The sequence below is a fragment of the Enterobacter cloacae complex sp. 402C9 genome (assembly GCF_050030745.1).
Classification (GTDB): domain Bacteria; phylum Pseudomonadota; class Gammaproteobacteria; order Enterobacterales; family Enterobacteriaceae; genus Enterobacter; species Enterobacter intestinihominis.
Genome location: NZ_JBLGUW010000001.1, coordinates 727585 through 745296, shown reverse-complemented (window position 1 = coordinate 745296; position 17712 = coordinate 727585). Strand labels below are relative to the sequence as shown.

The following is a 17712-nucleotide window of genomic DNA, read 5'->3' as shown; positions in this document are numbered from 1 at the left end:
ACGTTATGAATATTTGTAAGAAAAAAACCGAATATGCACACGAGCGTTAAGACTCACTCAATATCATCGCAGGGAAATATAAAGTGTCAGTTTGCGACGCGGGCAGCATTTTAAGGCATATCGCCGGGGGATAACAGCACCAGTTTAATCCCGAGGCAATATGGATTCGTTCGTGTGCATTGAGGCCTGGAGGGAGAGTGAAAAATGGCTGAATATTCATCGGCTGGCGCCTGTTTGTAACAAAACAATACAAAGAAATGTCAGTCAAAAATTTATAATTGTGCTTTTTAACACCAAAATGGATTCAGAAAAATAGCAGGCTATGAATCTTAGAGATAAATCCTAATTTTTATCCGGGAATTATTTATCGCAATAAATTCGCCGCAAAAGGGGGCAGTTATACCGCCCCTGTGGAAATATTAATGGCGGCTCAAAATTCCACGCCGATAGAGATTACGTTTGATACGCGTAAGCCCGGGTTTCGGCTTGCGGGGTTCATCCAGGCTTGCCAGAACAATCTCCAGCACGCGCTCGGCGACGTCGCGGTGACGCTGAGCCACGGCCAGCACTGGGCATTGCAGGAAGTCGAGCAGTTCGTTATCACCGAAGGTAGCAATCGCCAGATCGGATGGCAGCTTGCCATCGCGACGTAACGTCACGTCCATCACTCCCTGCAACAGAGCAAACGAGGTGGTAAACAACGCCTGCGGCATCGGGTGCGTTTCCAGCCATTTCTCGAACAGCTGGGCAGCCGCTTCGCGCTCATAACTGTTGGCATAGAGATAATGAACGTCACGCGGATCGTCTTTCCATGCCGTACGGAACCCTTGTTCACGCAGGAAGCTTACCGAAAGTTCAGGCAAAGCGCCAAGATACAGCACCGTTTCAGCCGGGAAGGTACGCAGCTCGGCAGCCAGCATTTCTGCATCGTCCTGATCGGCACCCACGACGCTGGTGAAATGTTCACGATCGAGCGCACGATCCAGCGCCACTATCGGGAACGGATCGTTCGCCCAGCGCTGATAGAACGGATGCTCGGGTGGTAAAGAGGTCGACACGATGATGGCATCAACCTGACGTTGCAGCAGATGCTCAATGCAGCGCATCTCGTTGTCGGGCTGATCCTCGGAGCAGGCAATCAACAGCTGATAGCCCCGCTGACGAGCCTGACGTTCCAGATAGTTGGCGATGCGGGTATAGCTGGTGTTTTCCAGGTCCGGGATCACCAGGCCAATAGAGCGGGTGCGCCCGGCACGTAAACCTGCGGCGACAGCATTCGGATGGTAATTATGCTCACGAACGACTGCCATCACTTTCTCAACGGTCTTATCGCTGACACGATACTGCTTTGCTTTACCGTTAATCACATAGCTGGCCGTGGTTCTCGACACGCCGGCGAGCCGGGCGATTTCATCCAGTTTCACAATTGCCCCTCAAAAAAAGAAAAGAGTCCATGGCCCTGTCAAGGTTATGGTTAAATATTTTAACATCTAAACGCAGAATAGCCTTCACGGCAACCGCTTTTGTCTGCGTTGTCGGCGGATTACGCAAAAAAAAGCCCGGCTTTGGCTACCGGGCTGAAAGAGGCGAACCTATTGCGCTACTCACGCATGATTTTATCGCCGCGCGAGAGGCCAACAACGCCAGAGCGCGCAACTTCAACAATTTTTGCCACATCCCTGACAGAGGCCAGGAAAGCGTCCAGCTTATCGCTCGTTCCGGCAAGCTGGACAGTATATATAGAAGGCGTGACGTCAATAATCTGCCCACGGAAAATATCCGTGTTGCGCTTGACCTCTTCACGGCCGTAACCGCTGGCCTGAATTTTCACCAGCATCACTTCACGTTCGACGTAAGCCCCCTGCCCCAGCTCGCTGACGCGCAGTACGTCCACCAGCTTGTGCAATTGCTTTTCGATCTGCTCAAGCACTTTCGCATCGCCGACAGTCTGGATCGTCATGCGCGAGAGCGTAGGGTCATCGGTCGGTGCCACGGTCAGGCTTTCAATGTTATAGCCGCGCTGGGCAAAGAGCCCGATAACCCGCGACAGTGCGCCCGACTCATTTTCCAGTAATACAGATAATATCCGGCGCATATCAGGTTCTCTCCGTTTTGCTTAACCACATTTCATCCATACCACCGCCACGAATATGCATCGGATAAACGTGCTCTGTGCCATCGACGATAACGTCCATGAAGACAAGGCGATTGTTTTTAACGTGCTCAAGCGCTTCGCCGAGCTTCGCTTCCAGCTCTGACGGATCGGTTACCCGCATGCCAATATGACCATAGGCTTCAGCCAGACGGACAAAGTCCGGAAGTGATTTCATATAGGACTGGGAGTGACGGCCCGAATAAATCATATCCTGCCACTGTTTTACCATGCCGAGGTAACCGTTATTCAGGTTCAGCACCAGCACTGGCAGTTCATATTGCAGCGCAGTGGAAAGTTCCTGAATATTCATCTGTATACTGCCGTCACCCGTTACGCAAATAACCGTTTCGTTTGGCAACGCCAGCTTTACCCCCAGCGCGGCGGGCAAACCAAAGCCCATCGTGCCGAGCCCGCCTGAGTTGATCCAGCGACGCGGTTTATCAAACGGGTAATACAGCGCAGCAAACATCTGATGCTGGCCCACGTCAGAAGTGACATACGCATCGCCATTGGTCAGACGCCAGATCGTCTCGATCACCGCCTGCGGTTTGATGTTCTCACTTTGCGTGTCGTATTTAAGGCACTGACGGCCACGCCATTGCTCGATTTGTTGCCACCAGTCGCGGATCTCGTCCAGCGGTTGAGAGGCGGTCTCCTGCGCCAGCAGATCCAACATTTGATCCAGCACCTGTCGTGCGTCTCCCACGATCGGCACATCCGCCGGCACCGTTTTAGAGATAGAAGTAGGATCGATATCAATGTGCAGCACCGTCGCATTCGGGCAGTATTTCGCCAGGTTGTTCGTGGTGCGATCGTCAAAACGCACGCCGACGGCAAAAATCACGTCAGAATTGTGCATCGTCATATTGGCTTCGTAGGTGCCGTGCATACCCAGCATGCCCAGCGCCTGCCGATGCGTGGCAGGGAACGCCCCCAGCCCCATCAGTGATGACGCGACAGGAAGATTAAGCTTCTCGATCAGTTCGCGTAGTTGCGTTTCGCAGGCTGCATTGACGGCGCCGCCCCCCACATAGACCACCGGTTTTTTCGCAGACAGCAGCGTTTGAAGCGCACGTTTAATCTGTCCTTTGTGCCCTTGCGTGGTCGGATTATACGAACGCATGCTCACCGACTCAGGCCAAAGGTAAGGCAGTTTATTCCCCGGATTGAGAATATCTTTTGGCAGATCGACAACCACTGGCCCAGGACGACCGCTGGCGGCCAGCCAGAAGGCTTTTTTCAGTACGCCCGGGATATCTTCAGTTTGTTTGACCAGAAAGCTGTGCTTCACCACGGGGCGTGAGATCCCCACCATGTCGCACTCCTGAAACGCATCATAGCCAATCAGCGACGTCGCCACCTGTCCGGAAAGAATGACCAGTGGAATAGAGTCCATATACGCAGTCGCTATGCCGGTAATGGCATTGGTCGCCCCCGGCCCGGAAGTGACCAGCACAACACCCACTTCGCCCGTGGCGCGGGCCAGGCCGTCAGCCATATGCACAGCAGCCTGTTCATGACGAACCAGAACATGATCAATACCGCCTACCGTGTGCAGCGCGTCATAAATATCGAGAACCGCGCCTCCGGGATAGCCGAACACTTGTTTCACGCCCTGATCGATAAGCGATCGGACGACCATTTCCGCGCCAGACAACATCTCCATGCTTTGCCTCCAGGCTTTTGTTATAGACGGTCTACAGAATTCATTTCCGCGCCGTCTTCTGACAGGGTAAACCCATCTTATAATGTGCAGAGTGATGGATACCTTAACCGCTCGTTATGAGGCAGGCAATTAGCAAACGGGATGCGGGAATGAGCAATAAAAGCAGAAAAAACAGCTGACAGACATGAATATGGTGAATTCGTCTGGTATGAGTGGAGACAATAATAATTCATCTCTTAAAAAGAGGATGGATCAGGAAATCATCTATTTTTGAGCATGCATAAGTAACTGAAAAAATTAACGCAGCACAAAATATCGCCAGTTTTAAAAACCGCAGAATAAACCGCATGACGCCATGCGGTTTATTCACCAGAACCTAGCGACGGCAAATATTGATCAGCAGCTCTTCCATCCACTGATGCCCTTTATCCCGACCCGCAGCCTCATGCCAGGAAAGATAACAGGTCCGGCTATTAAGCTTGAGCGGCAGAGGTAAAATTTGCAGATTAAGTGAATCGGAGAACTCTTCAGCAAGCCAGCGCGGCGCAATAGCGACTAACTGCGTCTGAGAAACGACATTTAATACACTGACCATGGCCATTCCCTGATAAGCCACGCTGGCTTGTTTATCGGCGGTGTCATACCACGGCTGACTGAATGAGGCATATCTGTCAAGAGCAACAACGGCGTGTTGCTCACTGTAAACATCGCTTTCACGCAGCGGCGAATTCATACGGGGATGTTTTTTACTGGCGACTAACACCATTTCGTCTTTGAACAACGGAACACAGGCAAACTCTGGACGGCGGAACTCTTCGTATCCCAGAACAAACTCTGTTTCCTGATAACGAAGCTGGTGTTCAGTGTTTTGATTTAATGATGATTTAAAAACGAGATGAATATTTGGGGCGATCTGTTCAACTTTATTATATATAACAGACGTCAAATAATTATCTAACGGACTGCAAACACAGAGATGGAAAACCCGCTCACTGCTTAAGGGTTCAAAGCCCGAACCGGGAAGTTCATTTTGAACCAGCTGTAGCGCCTGACGAATCGAACCGAATAGCTGGAATGCACGCGCTGTGGGCTGAATTCCCCTCCCATAACGAACGAATAACTCGTCGTTAAACATCACCTTAAGTCTGGCTACGGCATTACTCACGGCAGGCTGAGACATTCCCAGAGATTGCGCTGCTCGCGTAATATTCTGCTCCTGCATCACTGCATCGAATACAGTTAACAAGTTAAGATCCACTGTGCGTAACTGAGGCTTAACCCCATCATAAGTCTGTGGTTGGTTAATATTATTTTCTGGCATTTCTGACTCCACCGTCACGCTAAATTCCCTTTGCCCAGGTACAGTAATAACTTCGAAAAATATGATTTACCATGCATATACAACAAGCGAAAGGAAATTATTTAAAATTCGGAATATATAAAGAGCCCCATTCACCGAGCGGCTTTACGCACCCCATAGATGAAGAGTTAAAAATCGTTCAAAAGATATCTCAAACTTTATTGTGAGCATGAAACCATAAACCAGACAAATACACAATCAACGCTCTCATTAATAATGACTTAAGCGTTATTAAACTATTAATAGTATACAACGCATATTCATTAACAAATTGATATCAATTTTGATAACTTACTTACCCGTAAATCATTCATGAAGTCTATAAATCAATGATATGAAACACATTCCATTTCATAGCATGTTGATGAAAATAGTATGTTCAATTGCTACCAATTATATTCAAATTATTCCAGAGATGAATCCCCAGTCCAATAATAGACAATAAAATCGGTTAGCCACGCAAAAACCAGCACAATTAGCTAATGTATTCTCCCTGCGTTGGGTCCCCGTTTTGTCGGGGAGGGGTTGACATGAGTCGGCGTATCCAGTACCACTAAAAGCATATCGCATTCACCTGGAGCAGGATTCATGATTCGCACCCTTCGTTTCACCGGTCTACTACTACTAAACGCATCCACTGTGCGCGGTAGACTGGCGGGCGAAATTCAGCGTTGAATCGTCTTCAGTAAAACTAAAAACCCGCGCCACTGCGCGGGTTTTTTTATGCTCGTAGCAAGGCGCCCTAAGACTGACAAGGACCTAACCCATGAGCCAGCAAGTCGTTATTTTCGATACTACTTTACGTGACGGTGAACAGGCATTACAGGCGAGCCTGAGTGTTAAAGAAAAACTGCAAATTGCGCTGGCCCTGGAACGCATGGGTGTAGACGTAATGGAGGTCGGTTTTCCTGTCTCCTCGCCGGGTGATTTTGAGTCAGTGCAGACCATCGCCCGCACCATCAAAAACAGCCGCGTGTGCGCTCTGGCTCGCTGCGTTGAGAAAGATATCGATGTGGCCGCGGAATCCCTGAAAGTTGCAGAAGCATTCCGTATCCATACTTTTATTGCCACCTCCCCCATGCACATTGCAACCAAGTTGCGCAGCACGCTGGATGAAGTGATCGAACGTGCGGTGTATATGGTTAAACGGGCGCGTAACTACACTGACGACGTGGAATTTTCCTGTGAAGATGCAGGCCGCACGCCGATTGACGATTTGGCCCGTGTAGTGGAAGCCGCTATTAATGCCGGAGCCAGAACCATCAACATCCCGGATACCGTCGGCTACACCATGCCGTTTGAGTTTGCCAACATCATTACTGGTCTGTATGACCGCGTACCAAATATTGATAAAGCCATTATCTCTGTACACACCCACGATGACCTGGGTCTGGCCGTTGGCAATGCTATCGCAGCGGTGCACGCCGGCGCGCGTCAGGTAGAAGGCGCGATGAACGGCATCGGCGAACGCGCAGGCAACTGTTCGCTGGAAGAAGTGATCATGGCGATCAAAGTGCGCAAAGACATCATGGACGTGCACACACGCATCAATCACAACGAAATCTGGCGCACCAGCCAGACCGTCAGCCAGATTTGCAACATGCCGATCCCGGCCAACAAAGCGATTGTCGGTACGGGCGCGTTCGCTCACTCTTCCGGTATTCACCAGGATGGCGTGCTGAAGAACCGTGAAAACTACGAAATCATGACTCCGGAATCCATCGGTCTGAACCAGGTTCAGTTGAACCTGACCTCACGCTCTGGTCGCGCGGCAGTGAAGCACCGTATGGAAGAGATGGGCTACAAGGACAGCGATTACAACATGGATCAGCTGTACGACGCCTTCCTGAAGCTGGCGGACAAGAAGGGCCAGGTGTTCGATTACGATCTGGAAGCGCTGGCATTCATCAACAAACAGCAGGAAGAGCCAGAGCACTTCCGTCTGGACTACTTCAACGTCCAGTCCGGCTCAAGCGACATCGCCACCGCCTCCGTTAAGCTGGCCTGCGGGGATGAAATTAAAGCGGAAGCCGCCAACGGCAACGGCCCTGTGGATGCCATTTACCAGGCGATTAACCGCGTCACTGAGTACGACGTAGAGCTGGTGAAATACGACCTGACGGCTAAAGGGCACGGTAAAGACGCCCTGGGTCAGGTGGATATCGTCGTCAATTATAACGGTCGCCGCTTCCACGGTGTGGGTCTGGCGACAGATATCGTCGAATCCTCCGCGAAAGCGATGGTGCATGTCCTGAACAACATCTGGCGCGCCGCCGAAGTCGAAAAAGAGTTGCAACGCAAAGCTCAGAATAAAGAGAACAACAAGGAAACCGTGTGATGTCGAAGAATTACCATATTGCTGTGTTGCCGGGTGACGGTATTGGCCCGGAAGTGATGGCACAGGCGCTGAAAGTACTGGAAGCCGTTCGTTCGCGTTTTGCGATGAAAATTACCACCAGCCACTACGATGTGGGCGGTATTGCAATTGATAACCACGGTACGCCATTGCCGAAAGCCACTGTGGAAGGCTGTGAAAATGCCGATGCCGTGCTGTTTGGCTCCGTGGGCGGCCCTAAGTGGGAACATTTGCCGCCAGCAGAGCAGCCGGAGCGCGGTGCGCTGCTGCCGCTGCGTAAACATTTCAAACTGTTCAGCAACCTGCGTCCGGCGAAGCTGTACCCGGGGCTGGAAGAGTTCTGCCCGCTGCGCGCGGATATCGCGGCCAACGGTTTCGACATTCTCTGCGTGCGTGAGCTGACCGGCGGCATCTACTTCGGTCAGCCAAAAGGTCGCGAAGGCAGCGGTCAGCATGAGAAAGCGTTTGATACCGAGGTCTATCACCGTTTTGAAATTGAACGTATCGCTCATATCGCGTTTGAGTCAGCGCGCAAACGCCGCCGTAAAGTGACCTCTATTGATAAAGCGAACGTGCTCCAGTCTTCCATTTTGTGGCGCGAAATCGTCAGTGAAGTCGCTAAGCAGTACCCGGACGTTGCGCTGTCGCATATGTATATCGACAACGCAACGATGCAGCTGATCAAAGATCCGTCTCAGTTTGACGTGTTGCTGTGCTCCAACCTGTTCGGCGATATTCTCTCGGATGAATGCGCCATGATCACTGGCTCCATGGGAATGCTGCCCTCCGCCAGCCTGAACGAAGAAGGCTTTGGCCTGTACGAACCGGCGGGGGGCTCCGCGCCGGATATCGCAGGCAAAAACATCGCCAACCCGATTGCGCAGATCCTCTCCCTGGCTCTGCTGCTGCGCTACAGCCTGGATGCAGGCGATGCAGCAACCGCAATTGAAAACGCCATTAACCGGGCGTTAGAAGAAGGCGTCCGTACCGGTGATTTAGCACGCGGCACGGCGGCAGTCAGTACCGATGAAATGGGCGACATCATTGCCCGCTATGTCGCTGAAGGGGTGTAATCATGGCTAAGACGTTATATGAGAAGTTGTTTGATGCGCACGTTGTTTACGAGACGCCAGACGAAACCCCACTGTTGTACATCGACCGTCATCTGGTACACGAAGTGACGTCTCCTCAGGCATTTGACGGCCTGCGTGCGCACAAGCGCCCGGTGCGTCAGCCGGGTAAAACCTTTGCCACGATGGATCACAACGTTTCCACCCAGACCAAAGACATTAATGCATCTGGCGAGATGGCGCGTATCCAGATGCAGGAGCTGATTAAGAACTGTAACGAGTTTGGCGTGGAGCTGTACGATCTGAACCACCCCTATCAGGGCATCGTCCACGTAATGGGGCCTGAACAGGGTATTACCCTGCCGGGCATGACCATTGTCTGCGGCGACTCCCACACCGCGACGCACGGCGCATTTGGCGCCCTGGCGTTCGGGATTGGCACCTCTGAAGTGGAACACGTTCTGGCGACGCAGACCCTGAAGCAGGGCCGCGCCAAAACCATGAAGATTGAAGTGAAGGGGAAAGCCGCGCCGGGTATCACCGCGAAAGATATCGTGCTGGCGATTATCGGCAAAACCGGCAGTGCAGGCGGTACCGGTCACGTCGTTGAGTTCTGCGGCGACGCTATTCAGGCGCTGAGCATGGAAGGTCGTATGACCCTGTGCAACATGGCCATTGAGATGGGTGCCAAAGCAGGCCTGGTGGCCCCAGACGACACCACCTTCAACTATGTGAAGGGGCGTCTTCATGCGCCGAAAGGACAGTATTTTGACGACGCGGTAGCGTACTGGAAAACCCTGAAAACGGACGAGGGGGCAATTTTTGATACCGTTGTGACGTTGCAGGCGGAAGAGATCGCCCCGCAAGTCACCTGGGGCACCAACCCGGGCCAGGTCATTTCCGTCAACGACAGCATTCCTGACCCGGCTTCCTTCGCCGATCCGGTCGAGCGCGCGAGTGCGGAAAAGGCGCTGGCCTATATGGGGCTGAAACCCGGCGTACCGCTGACCGACGTGAGCATTGATAAAGTGTTCATCGGCTCCTGCACTAACTCCCGTATCGAAGATTTACGCGCTGCGGCAGAAATTGCAAAAGGCCGCAAAGTGGCACCGGGCGTGCAGGCGCTGGTTGTGCCGGGCTCCGGTCCGGTGAAAGCCCAGGCGGAAGCGGAAGGTCTGGATAAGATCTTTATCGAAGCAGGCTTCGAGTGGCGCCTGCCCGGCTGCTCCATGTGTCTGGCGATGAACAACGACCGCCTGAATCCGGGCGAGCGCTGTGCCTCCACCAGCAACCGTAACTTTGAAGGCCGTCAGGGCCGCGGTGGGCGCACCCACCTGGTCAGCCCGGCAATGGCCGCCGCTGCGGCAGTCACCGGTCATTTCGCCGATATTCGCAGCCTGAAATAAGGAGACAATCATGGCAGAGAAATTTACCCAACATACGGGCCGTGTTGTCCCGCTGGACGCCGCTAACGTCGATACTGACGCGATCATTCCTAAACAGTTTTTGCAGAAAGTGACGCGCACGGGTTTTGGGGCGCATCTGTTCAACGACTGGCGCTTCCTCGATGATAAAGGCGAAGTGCCGAACCCGGAATTCGTCCTGAACTTTCAGGAATACAAAAGCGCCTCCATTTTGCTGGCGCGGGAAAACTTTGGCTGCGGATCGTCGCGTGAACACGCGCCATGGGCATTGACCGACTACGGTTTTAAAGTGGTTATCGCCCCAAGCTTCGCGGATATCTTCTACGGCAACAGCTTCAACAACCAGCTGCTGCCGGTGACGCTGAGTGACGAACAGGTCGATGAACTGTTTGCGCTGGTGCAGGCAAATCCGGGGATGTCGTTTGAAGTGGATCTGGAAGCAGAAGTGGTGAAAGCCGGTGACAAGTCCTACAGCTTCAGCATTGATGCGTTCCGTCGCCACTGCATGCTGAACGGTCTGGATAGCATTGGCCTGACGCTGCAACACGAAGAGGCTATCTCCACCTACGAGAAAAAACAGCCTGCGTTTATGGGCTAAAGGCAATGGCCCGCAGGGCGCGGGCCATTGATAAGGGTGCGTTGAGGCGTAACCACTCTGGAGAGGCGGGGAAAAACCCCGCCAATACCGCTAACGTTTTGCTTCGTAAGCCAACACTGCCGCCAGCTCTGTTTTCTCCTGTCTGAAGTGCAGCTCACACAGCGAGTCGCGCACCATCCAGGTGAAGATCAACAACGTCGTACAGATCAGAAACAAACCTAACAGCAGAGTACGTTTTGGCATTCCAGCCTCCTTATTGCTTTTCGGCAATGAAGAGACTAACCTCGCAATGTTGGTTGTGAAGTTTGTCTCCCCATCAGTTTTTTGATGTGGGACTCTCCACTGTTTGCCTCTTGCGAAAGCCTGAGGCAAACAGCCTCAAGCACCCGTCACGCACTCTATGCGCCTTCTCTGCTCCTGTCAGAAAATCGTTTCATTTCGTGAAGCCGCCTTCCAGAATCAAACGTCTTTAACCCGGCACGTTAACACAAGCGTGATGACCGAAATCGCTGCGATCACCCAGTACACGGATGCATGTCCATAGCTTTGCGACAGCGCCCCCTGAATCACCCCTGCCAGAATCACGCCGGTAGAGATACTGTTAGTAAACAGCGTGGTCGCGGAGCCTGCTCGCCCCGGCATTAAATCCTGGAACCAGAGCATGCCGATCCCGGCAACGATTCCGATAAATACCGCGTTAAATAGCTGTAACGCCAGCAAAGCTTCCCGCGAATGGAAAAGGATTAACCCCGCGTAGAACACCACCCCAGCCGCCACGGCGACGACCATCATCCGACGCTTTCCGAAACGTTTTACGTAGTAACCCGCCAGAATCATCGCCGGGATCTCCAGCCCGGCAGCGGTGCCCATCAGGATCCCCGCGAGCTTGTCGGGCAGTCCCAGATCGCTGCTGATCCACAGCGGCATATCGATAATGTACATGGTGTTGCAGGTCCACATCAGCGTGGAGGCGATAAACAACATGCGGACGTTTTTATCCTGCCAGCCGCTTACCTGGGTGATGGGCTTGTCCGTCACCTGCTCTACGCGCGCCACCGATGGCAGCACAAAGGCTATCAGCGCCAGGCTGATGGCAAAAATTCCCGCGGCGATGGTGAACATGACGGTGAAACCGTAGTTCAGCGCCAGCATGAACGCCAGCGGGGGGCCGATGACCCATGCGAGAGAGAGCTGCGCACGCATCACCGAGCTGAACATCACCACTTCCCGCGCCGAGTTGTCGGCGTACTCCCGGGCCAGGGCGAAGAGCTGCGGCATGGCGGTGTTCGCCAGAGAGGCCAACAGCACGCCACAGGTGATAAGCGTCAGGTAGTGACGATTAAAGGCAAACAGCAACGCGTTGCCCACGGCCATGGCGCAACAAAAGAGGATCAGCTTGCGGCGATCGCCCTGGCTGTCGGATCGTTTCGCCAGCCACAGGCTGACGAGGATCCCGGCAATGGCGTTGACGGTGTAGAACAGGCCTACCCAAAATGGCTGCGCCCCAACCTCACGACTGAGAAACAGGCTCAGCGTCGGCGCCTGTAGCGCACCGGCCACGCCCATCATGAAGGCCACCAGCATAAAAGCGGCGTACACGCCGTTCAGGCGTCGCCCCATCGTCATCAACCAGAGCATGCGCAAGTCCTTATGAAAGCGAATCGAAATTGGGTGAAATAGTAAACGAAAAAAGCCAGCAAAAACATTTTGCTGGCGGGTGATTAGCACCAATACTCAGTCACACACGATCGAGGCGAGTTAGCGAGAAGAGGTCGGTTTCGTAACGTCCCACTGCATCAGATCTTCCAGTATTCTCAGCCGCTGCTCTGCGCACTGGCGGGCCAGCCAGGACACTCCCTTTGTCGCTGAAAAATAGTGCTGATAAAACTGACGTGCGGTAGACCTCTTCATAATTTACCTCCTCGCTTCATCGATAAGGATTATTGGCTTAATATAGGGATTAATAAATTGCTGATTTTTTGTCAGGAGTTCCTCTTTTATGCCTTCTGGTCGTCTGCAACAACAATTTATCCGCCTCTGGCAGTGCTGCGAGGGGCAATCGCAGGAGACCACGCTGAACGAGCTGGCTGAGCTCCTCAACTGCTCCCGGCGTCATATGCGTACCCTCCTTAACACCATGCAGCAGCAGGGCTGGCTAAACTGGGAGGCCGAAGCCGGACGCGGTAAGCGCTCGCGCCTGACTTTCCTCTATACCGGCCTGGCGTTGCAGCAACAGCGGGCGGAGGATCTGCTGGAGCAAGACCGCATCGATCAGCTGGTCCAGCTGGTGGGCGACAAAGCCGCCGTGCGCCAGATGCTGGTCTCGCATCTGGGACGCAGCTTTCGTCAGGGACGCCACATTCTGCGAGTGCTTTACTATCGCCCAATGAAAAATCTGTTGCCCGGTACGGCGTTACGTCGCTCTGAAACCCACATGGCCCGGCAGATTTTTAGCGGTCTGACGCGGATAAATGAGGAAAACGGGGAACTGGAAGCGGATATTGCCCATCACTGGCAACAGGTGTCTCCGTTGCACTGGCGCTTCTTTTTACGCCCCGGCATACATTTCCACCATGGACGCGAGCTGGAGATGCGCGACGTTATCGATTCCTTAGAGCGCGCCCGCACGCTGCCGCTCTATTCGCATATCGCGCGGATCCACTCCCCCACGGCCTGGACCCTGGATATTGAGCTATCGCAGCCGGACAAATGGCTTCCGTGGCTTCTGGGCTACGTGCCCTCGATGATCCTGCCTGCCGAGTGGCGATCCCTGAACAATTTTTCCAGCCAGCCGATTGGCACGGGCCCCTACTCCGTTTCACGGAACAACAGTAATCAGCTGAAGATCCGCGCCTTTGATGATTACTTTGGCTATAGGGCGCTGATCGACGAAGTCAACGTCTGGGTACTGCCGGATCTCAACGAAGAGCTGAGCGCAGGCCTGACGCTGGAAGGGCCAACAGCCGGTGAAAAGGCGTTCGAAAGCCGCCTGGAGGAGGGCTGCTACTACCTGCTCTTCGATAGCCGCAGCCATCGCGGGGCGAATCACGACGTACGCAGGTGGATCAGCCATGTTCTGGCGCCCGCTAACCTGATTTATCACGCAGAGGAGCAATACCAGACCTGGTGGTTCCCGGCCTATGGCCTGCTTCCGCGCTGGCACCATGCGCAGCCAGTACGCAGTGAAAAACCTGCCGGACTGGAGACCATCACCCTCAGCTACTATCGCGATCACATTGAGCACCGGTTTATCGCAAGGATCATGAGTAAGCTGCTGGCAGCCGAGGGCGTGACGCTGGCGATACAGGAAGTGGACTATGATGAATGGCACCGTGGAGATGTTATCAGCGATATCTGGCTCAACAGTGCGAACTTCACGCTGCCGCTTGATTTTTCGCTCTTCTCTCACCTGTATGAAGTGCCCCTGATTCAGCACTGTATCAATCGGGACTGGCAGCGGGACGCCGCACGGTGGCGGGCAGGAGAAATGGATCTGGCCGCCTGGTGTCAGGAGCTCCTGGCCGGGCAGACGATCGTACCGTTGATTCACCACTGGCTGCTGATCCAGGGTCAGCGCAGCATGCGCGGCCTGCGAATGAATACCCTGGGCTGGTTTGATTTTAAATCCGCGTGGTTTGCGCCGCCGGAGCCATAACGCTTTCGTAATATTCACCAAATCATTACAATAGCGCCGTTCTCAACGGGGTGCTGCATCACTGATGTGCGCTGAGATAATACCCGTCGAACCTGATCCGGATAACGCCGGCGAAGGGATTTGAGGCTGTCTCTCAAAATCCTTTGCCACTCAACCCTGAGGTGCAAAGTGTTAAAAAACGTTCTTCCTCTGCTGGCGCTGTTTGCGCTGCCTGTTTTTGCTAAGCCTGTCCTGACGGTCTACACCTACGACTCCTTCTCCGCCGACTGGGGCCCCGGCCCGGCGGTGAAAAAAGCCTTTGAAGCCGACTGCAACTGCGAGCTGAAATTCGTGGCGCTGGAAGATGGTGTCTCTCTGCTTAACCGGCTGCGTATGGAAGGCAAAAACAGCAAAGCCGACGTGGTGCTCGGGCTGGATAACAACCTGCTGCAAGCCGCCACTCAAACCAGACTGTTCGCCAAAAGCGACGTGGCGGCAGATGCCGTCAACGTGCCGGGCGGCTGGAAAAACGACACCTTCGTTCCCTTTGATTACGGTTACTTTGCGTTTGTCTACGATAAAAACAAGCTGAATAATCCGCCCAAAAGCCTGAAAGAGCTGGTCGAAAGCGATCAGAAGTGGCGCGTGATTTATGAAGATCCGCGCACCAGCACGCCGGGTCTGGGGCTGCTGTTGTGGATGCAGAAAGTCTATGGCGACAAAACGCCTGAGGCGTGGCAGAAACTGGCAGCGAAAACCGTTACCGTCACCAAAGGCTGGAGCGAAGCCTACGGCCTGTTCCTGAAAGGCGAAAGCGACCTTGTGCTGAGCTACACGACTTCTCCGGCCTACCACATTATCGCCGAGAAGAAAGACAACTACGCCGCCGCGAACTTTGCTGAAGGACATTATTTGCAGGTGGAAGTGGCCGCCCGCACCGCCGCGAGCAAACAGCCGGAGCTCGCCGAGAAATTCCTGAAGTTTATGGTTTCACCGGCATTCCAGAATGCTATTCCGACAGGAAACTGGATGTACCCGGTCACTGATGTTGCGCTGCCGGCAGGTTTTGAGCAGCTGAACAAACCGCAAACCTCCCTGGAATTTACGCCGCAGCAGGTTGCCACCCAGCGCGCCGCATGGATAAGTGAATGGCAACGCGCCGTCAGCCGCTGATCCCCGGCTGGTTAGTTCCCGGGCTGCTCGCCGCTATACTGATGGTGGTCGTCAGCCTGGGTGCATTCCTTGCGCTGTGGTTTAACGCGCCAGAGAGCGATCTGCTTGCCCTCTGGCACGACAGCTATCTCTGGCACGTCATCCGTTTCTCCTTCTGGCAGGCGTTTCTTTCCGCGCTGCTGTCGACGCTCCCGGCCATTTTCCTCGCGCGCGCCCTCTATCGCAGACGTTTTCCCGGCAGGCTGGCCCTGCTGCGGCTGTGCGCGATGACGCTGATCCTGCCCGTGCTGGTGGCGGTGTTCGGCATTCTGAGCGTCTATGGTCGGCAGGGATGGCTGGCATTCCTTTTCAACCTGCTTGGTCTGGAATGGACCTTCTCGCCATACGGCCTGAAAGGCATTCTGCTGGCGCATATTTTTTTCAATATGCCGATGGCCACGCGCCTCTTTTTACAGGCGCTGGAAAACATTCCCGGTGAGCAGCGTCAGATTGCCGCCCAGCTTGGCATGCGCGGCTGGTCGTTCTTCCGCTTTGTCGAATGGCCGTGGCTGCGACGCCAGATTGCCCCGGTTGCCGCGCTAATCTTTATGCTCTGCTTCGCCAGCTTCGCGACCGTACTTTCTCTCGGCGGCGGGCCGCAGGCCACCACCATTGAGCTGGCGATCTATCAGGCTTTAAGTTACGACTACGATCCGGGCCGCGCCGCGCTGCTGGCGATCGTGCAGATGGTATGCTGTCTGGCACTGGTGTTACTCAGCCAGAGGCTAAGCAAAACGATCCCCACAGGAAGCAATAACATGACAGGCTGGCGCGATCCGCAGGACTGCCTGTATAGCCGCGTCGCGGATTTTATGCTGATCGCACTGGCACTCCTGCTTTTGCTGCCCCCGCTGCTGGCCGTTATCGTTGATGGACTGAATCGCAATGTGTTGTCGGTACTGCAACAACCTGTCCTGTGGCAAGCGACGTGGACCTCCTTGCGCATTGCGTTGGCAGCCGGGCTACTGTGCGTGATCCTGACCATGATGCTGCTCTGGAGCAGCCGCGAGCTGTACGCGCGTCATGCCCGTAAAGCCGGACACGCGCTGGAACTGACGGGTATGCTGATCCTGGCGATGCCGGGCATTGTGCTGGCGACCGGATTCTTTTTACTGTTCAACAGCACCATCGGCCTGCCGGAAAGCGCCGACGGCATCGTCATTTTTACCAACGCACTGATGGCCATCCCTTACGCGCTCAAGGTACTGGAAAACCCGATGCGCGACGTCAACAGCCGCTACAGCTTGCTGTGTCAGTCGCTGGGCATGCAGGGCTGGCAGCGTCTGAAGGTGGTAGAATTGCGCGCACTGAAACGTCCGCTCGCCCAGGCGCTGGCGTTTGCCTGCGTGCTGTCGATTGGCGATTTTGGCGTAGTGGCGCTCTTCGGCAACGAGGATTTCCGCACGCTGCCGTTCTGGCTTTATCAGCAAATTGGCTCCTATCGTAGCCAGGACGGCGCCGTCACGGCGCTGCTCCTGTTGCTGCTGTGCTTTGCGTTATTTACCGTTATCGAAAAACTTCCGGGGCGTGATGTTAAAACTGACTGATGTAACCTGGCTTTATGAGCACCTGCCAATGCGTTTTACCCTCTCCGTTCGTCAGGGAGAGCGAATCGCAGTGCTTGGCCCCAGCGGTGCCGGGAAAAGCACCTTGCTCAATTTGATCGCCGGTTTTCTGCAACCTGCCAGCGGGTCGATCGTCATTGATAACGGCGAGTTTTCCTACGCTCCGCCGGCTAAGCGCCCGGTGTCGATGCTGTTTCAGGAAAACAATCTGTTCAATCATCTTACGGTCTGGCAGAACATCGCGCTGGGTATGGATCCGGGGTTAAAGCTCAGTGCTGCGCAGCGTCAGACGCTGGAGGCGATCGCCGAACAAATGGGCCTGTCTGCGTTTATCAACAGGCTTCCGGGGGAGCTTTCCGGCGGCCAGCGCCAGCGCGTGGCGCTGGCACGCTGTCTGGTGCGCAAGCAGCCGCTGCTGCTGCTCGACGAACCCTTTTCGGCGCTCGACCCGGCCCTGCGCCAGGAGATGCTCTCGCTGGTTGAGGAGGTGTGCGAGCGCGAACAACTGACGATGCTGATGGTTTCGCACAGCATTGAAGATGCCGCACGCATCGCGCCGCGATCGGTGGTGATCGCGGAAGGACGTATTTTGTGGGATGGAGAAACAGAAGAACTTCTGAGTGGTAACGCAGGGGCATCTTCATTGTTGGGCATTCGTGCGGTCTGATGCCC

The 17712-nt window shown here is 54.3% G+C and carries 16 protein-coding genes and 1 riboswitch; of the genes, 9 read left to right on the top strand and 7 right to left on the bottom strand.

The features are described 5' to 3' along the window. Positions 1-419 precede the first annotated feature (419 nt). The 4 genes from cra to leuO all read right to left on the bottom strand — a co-directional run bounded on the left by cra (position 420) and on the right by leuO (position 5142). Positions 420-1424 (bottom strand): catabolite repressor/activator, encoded by a 1005-nt coding sequence (gene cra, locus ACQG1K_RS03530; protein WP_003856369.1) that lies wholly within the window; start codon positions 1422-1424, stop codon positions 420-422. A gap of 176 nt (positions 1425-1600) precedes the next feature. After that, entirely contained in the window at positions 1601-2095 is a 495-nt protein-coding gene (ilvN, locus tag ACQG1K_RS03525; protein ID WP_001252742.1) for an acetolactate synthase small subunit, read from the bottom strand. Position 2096: 1 nt separating this feature from the next. Beyond that, positions 2097-3821, bottom strand: a complete 1725-nt coding sequence (ilvI, locus tag ACQG1K_RS03520) for an acetolactate synthase 3 large subunit (RefSeq protein WP_045308063.1) — start codon at positions 3819-3821, stop codon at positions 2097-2099. 376 nt (positions 3822-4197) lie between these two features. Next, positions 4198-5142, bottom strand: coding sequence for a transcriptional regulator LeuO (gene leuO, locus ACQG1K_RS03515; protein WP_022647036.1), 945 nt, complete (start codon positions 5140-5142; stop codon positions 4198-4200). A 627-nt stretch (positions 5143-5769) separates the two neighbouring features. Here leuO and leuL point away from each other — a divergent pair. The 5 genes from leuL (at position 5770) to leuD (ending at position 10629) form a co-directional block, all read left to right on the top strand. Then, positions 5770-5856: a leu operon leader peptide gene (leuL, locus tag ACQG1K_RS03510; RefSeq protein WP_057979999.1), complete on the top strand. Its 87-nt coding sequence runs from the start codon at positions 5770-5772 to the stop codon at positions 5854-5856. A 91-nt stretch (positions 5857-5947) separates the two neighbouring features. Then, entirely contained in the window at positions 5948-7519 is a 1572-nt protein-coding gene (leuA, locus tag ACQG1K_RS03505; protein ID WP_022647035.1) for a 2-isopropylmalate synthase, read from the top strand. After that, positions 7519-8610, top strand: coding sequence for a 3-isopropylmalate dehydrogenase (leuB, locus tag ACQG1K_RS03500; protein WP_022647034.1), 1092 nt, complete (start codon positions 7519-7521; stop codon positions 8608-8610). The genes leuA and leuB overlap by 1 nt, the downstream gene beginning before the upstream one ends. A gap of 2 nt (positions 8611-8612) precedes the next feature. Next, the gene (leuC, locus tag ACQG1K_RS03495) at positions 8613-10013 is read left to right on the top strand and encodes a 3-isopropylmalate dehydratase large subunit (RefSeq protein WP_063200367.1); all 1401 of its coding nucleotides are present in this window, start codon (positions 8613-8615) and stop codon (positions 10011-10013) included. Positions 10014-10023: 10 nt separating this feature from the next. Continuing rightward, positions 10024-10629 carry a 3-isopropylmalate dehydratase small subunit gene (leuD, locus tag ACQG1K_RS03490; protein WP_063200370.1) on the top strand — a complete coding sequence of 202 codons (606 nt, stop codon included), beginning with the start codon at positions 10024-10026 and terminating at the stop codon, positions 10627-10629. Positions 10630-10719: 90 nt separating this feature from the next. Here leuD and ACQG1K_RS03485 read toward each other — a convergent pair whose 3' ends face one another. The 3 genes from ACQG1K_RS03485 to sgrT all read right to left on the bottom strand — a co-directional run bounded on the left by ACQG1K_RS03485 (position 10720) and on the right by sgrT (position 12540). Further along, on the bottom strand, positions 10720-10872 hold the full coding sequence (locus ACQG1K_RS03485; protein WP_010427008.1) for a Hok/Gef family protein: 153 nt from the start codon (positions 10870-10872) through the stop codon (positions 10720-10722). 216 nt (positions 10873-11088) lie between these two features. Then, entirely contained in the window at positions 11089-12267 is a 1179-nt protein-coding gene (locus ACQG1K_RS03480) for a sugar efflux transporter (RefSeq protein WP_022647031.1), read from the bottom strand. Between the two features lie 120 nt (positions 12268-12387). Further along, on the bottom strand, positions 12388-12540 hold the full coding sequence (gene sgrT / locus ACQG1K_RS03475; RefSeq protein WP_003856388.1) for a glucose uptake inhibitor SgrT: 153 nt from the start codon (positions 12538-12540) through the stop codon (positions 12388-12390). A gap of 88 nt (positions 12541-12628) precedes the next feature. Between sgrT and sgrR the strand changes: the two genes are divergently transcribed. The 4 genes from sgrR (at position 12629) to thiQ (ending at position 17707) form a co-directional block, all read left to right on the top strand. Continuing rightward, entirely contained in the window at positions 12629-14284 is a 1656-nt protein-coding gene (gene sgrR, locus ACQG1K_RS03470; protein ID WP_022647030.1) for an HTH-type transcriptional regulator SgrR, read from the top strand. Positions 14285-14320: 36 nt separating this feature from the next. Beyond that, a riboswitch (TPP riboswitch) is annotated at positions 14321-14421 on the top strand. A 31-nt stretch (positions 14422-14452) separates the two neighbouring features. Further along, entirely contained in the window at positions 14453-15436 is a 984-nt protein-coding gene (gene thiB, locus ACQG1K_RS03465) for a thiamine ABC transporter substrate binding subunit (protein WP_161177400.1), read from the top strand. Continuing rightward, a complete protein-coding gene (gene thiP / locus ACQG1K_RS03460; RefSeq protein ID WP_126314605.1) occupies positions 15412-17022 on the top strand; it encodes a thiamine/thiamine pyrophosphate ABC transporter permease ThiP in 1611 nt (536 codons plus the stop codon). Before thiB ends, thiP begins: the two co-directional genes overlap by 25 nt. Next, positions 17006-17707 (top strand): thiamine ABC transporter ATP-binding protein ThiQ, encoded by a 702-nt coding sequence (gene thiQ, locus ACQG1K_RS03455; protein WP_367074846.1) that lies wholly within the window; start codon positions 17006-17008, stop codon positions 17705-17707. Before thiP ends, thiQ begins: the two co-directional genes overlap by 17 nt. Positions 17708-17712: the final 5 nt, after the last annotated feature.